Source organism: Massilia sp., from assembly GCF_032106685.1.
Classification (GTDB): Bacteria; Pseudomonadota; Gammaproteobacteria; order Burkholderiales; family Burkholderiaceae_D; genus Telluria.
The window spans coordinates 1-2,016 of sequence record NZ_DAMCPG010000093.1 but is presented as its reverse complement, the minus strand read 5'-3'; the positions used below and the strand labels follow the sequence as shown (position 1 = coordinate 2,016).

General features: G+C 64.7%; 1 protein-coding gene. It reads left to right on the top strand.

The window, feature by feature from the left end; genetic code table 11:
* Positions 1 to 27: 27 nt before the first annotated feature.
* Positions 28 to 2,016, top strand: a 1,989-nt coding sequence (locus RT688_RS23680) for a DUF3274 domain-containing protein (RefSeq protein WP_313707270.1), incomplete at its 3' end; no start/stop codon positions are given.

The following is a 2,016-nucleotide window of genomic DNA, read 5'->3' as shown; positions in this document are numbered from 1 at the left end:
CACCGACGAACAGTAAGGAGGCAGGACATGCTGTATCCACGGGAACCCTATTGCATCGGGCAGGAGGCGAGCGTACTGCAATGCGAGCGCAGGTCCGACAAGACAGTGGACGTCAAGCCCGACCTACCCTGCAACGTCATCGTCATCCATGGCGTGAACGACGTCGGCACCGGCTTCGGCGCCGTCGAGGAAGGGCTGTGCGCCGGGCTCGACATGCGCCTGCACGGCAAGCCCGGCCGCTACGTGCCCGGCAGCTACCGCATGCCGACCGCCAAGGACAAGGACGTGGTCGAGGCCGATCCGGATGCGGTCTTCTTCAAGCGCAAGACCGAGACCGGGACGCATAGCCCGGTCATTCCGTTCTACTGGGGATATCGCGAAATATTCAAGGAATCCGGCACGAAGAACGGGCAGCGCACCGACCGCTTCGGCAACCGCCTGGACAAGGACTTGTCGAAAGGCGGCGGCCCCTTCGCCAACGCCACGAGCACCTTGCCGGACATGTGGAACCGGGGCATCTGCTCCCCCGCCGACGTCGGCGGCGACCCGGTGCGGCCAGTGCTGAGCGCACCGGGACGCATGTACATGATCCTTGCGGCCAAGCGGCTGGCGGCGCTGGTGGCGATGATCCGCGACTACGATCCGGACGAGGCCGTGAACATCGTCGCGCACAGCCAGGGCTGCCTGATCAGCCTGCTCGCCCAGGCTTTCCTGCTCGACGAGGGCAAGCGCCCGGCCGATACGCTGGTGCTGACCCATCCGCCCTACAGCCTGGAAGAGGAGTCAGGCTTCCTGGTCGGCGCGTCGGAGCAGTTCAAGAGCGGTACGGATGCCGCGATGGAAGGGCAGTATGGGGTGCTGAAATCACGTCAGACCTTCGACGCGCGCCTGCGCACGCTTGCCAACATCGTGCAGGGCGTCGCGGCCAAAAAACACACGGCACCAGCCTTCACGGCGCTGACCGACCACGGCAAGCACCATGGCATGGTCGGCGCAAAATGGAGCCCCGGCAGCGACCGCGACAACCGTGGCAAGGTCTATTTGTACTTCTGCCCCGAAGACATGACGGTGGCGCTGGACAACATGAAAGGCATCGGCTGGCAAGGCGTGCCGGACTTCATGAGCGGAACGGCGCTGGCGGCCACGCCACGCGGGGATACCCGTGCGATGTGGGGAGCGACATCGGCGAAGCGCTATAACACCCAGAAGCAGCACCGCAAGCCGCTGGCCGAGCTAGGGCGTGGTTTCTTTCAACGGGTTTTCACGAACAAGCAGCGCTTCGACCCGGCAAGGAAGACCACCGGACCGGTCCTGGTGGGGCAGGCCCCGCATGACTTCGCCCTGCGCATCGAAGGAGAAGACGACCATGCGCACGTGGCCGATGCGAACCGCTTCCTGCGCGAGCATCACGAGGAAGTCGCCTGGCCCCGCAAGCCGGGAATGCTGGATTTTCTCGATTCGGAAGCGGACAGGCGCGAGGGCATCCGCACCATCAACGGCGAAGCCTTGCGGACGCCGGCGCCGGCGGACTTGCGGGGTACCGGCCAGATCGATCCGCAGAACATACCGAATACGTCGATCCAGGCGAGGGTCGCGGCCGAGGACCAGGGACCGTGCGAAGAGGTCGACCCGATCGACGCCGCCATCGCCATCACCAGCGGCAAGGGGCTCAAGGCCCGCTATGAAGAGTGCCCCGATCCTTCGGGTGTGGCGCGGCGCCCGGAGGCGCCGGAAACCTTGTCGCAGGCCGACTGCCAGCGCATCCAGGCGCGCTACAACAAGGACAACAAGCTGGACAAGTTGGAAGAACGTTGCAAGGTCTTGCAGGCCACGCGTCTCCTGAATGGCAAGGTGTTCGCCCTGATCCAGGAAAGCCCGAACGAGGCGCGCGAGCGCTGGCAGCACGAGGTCAGCCCGAAATCCTTTCACGGTTCCATTTTCGGCAGCGCGAAGAATCATCGCAATGTAACGGCATATGACCTGGCCATCGGCGGAGGATTGGCGTCGAGTGATCCG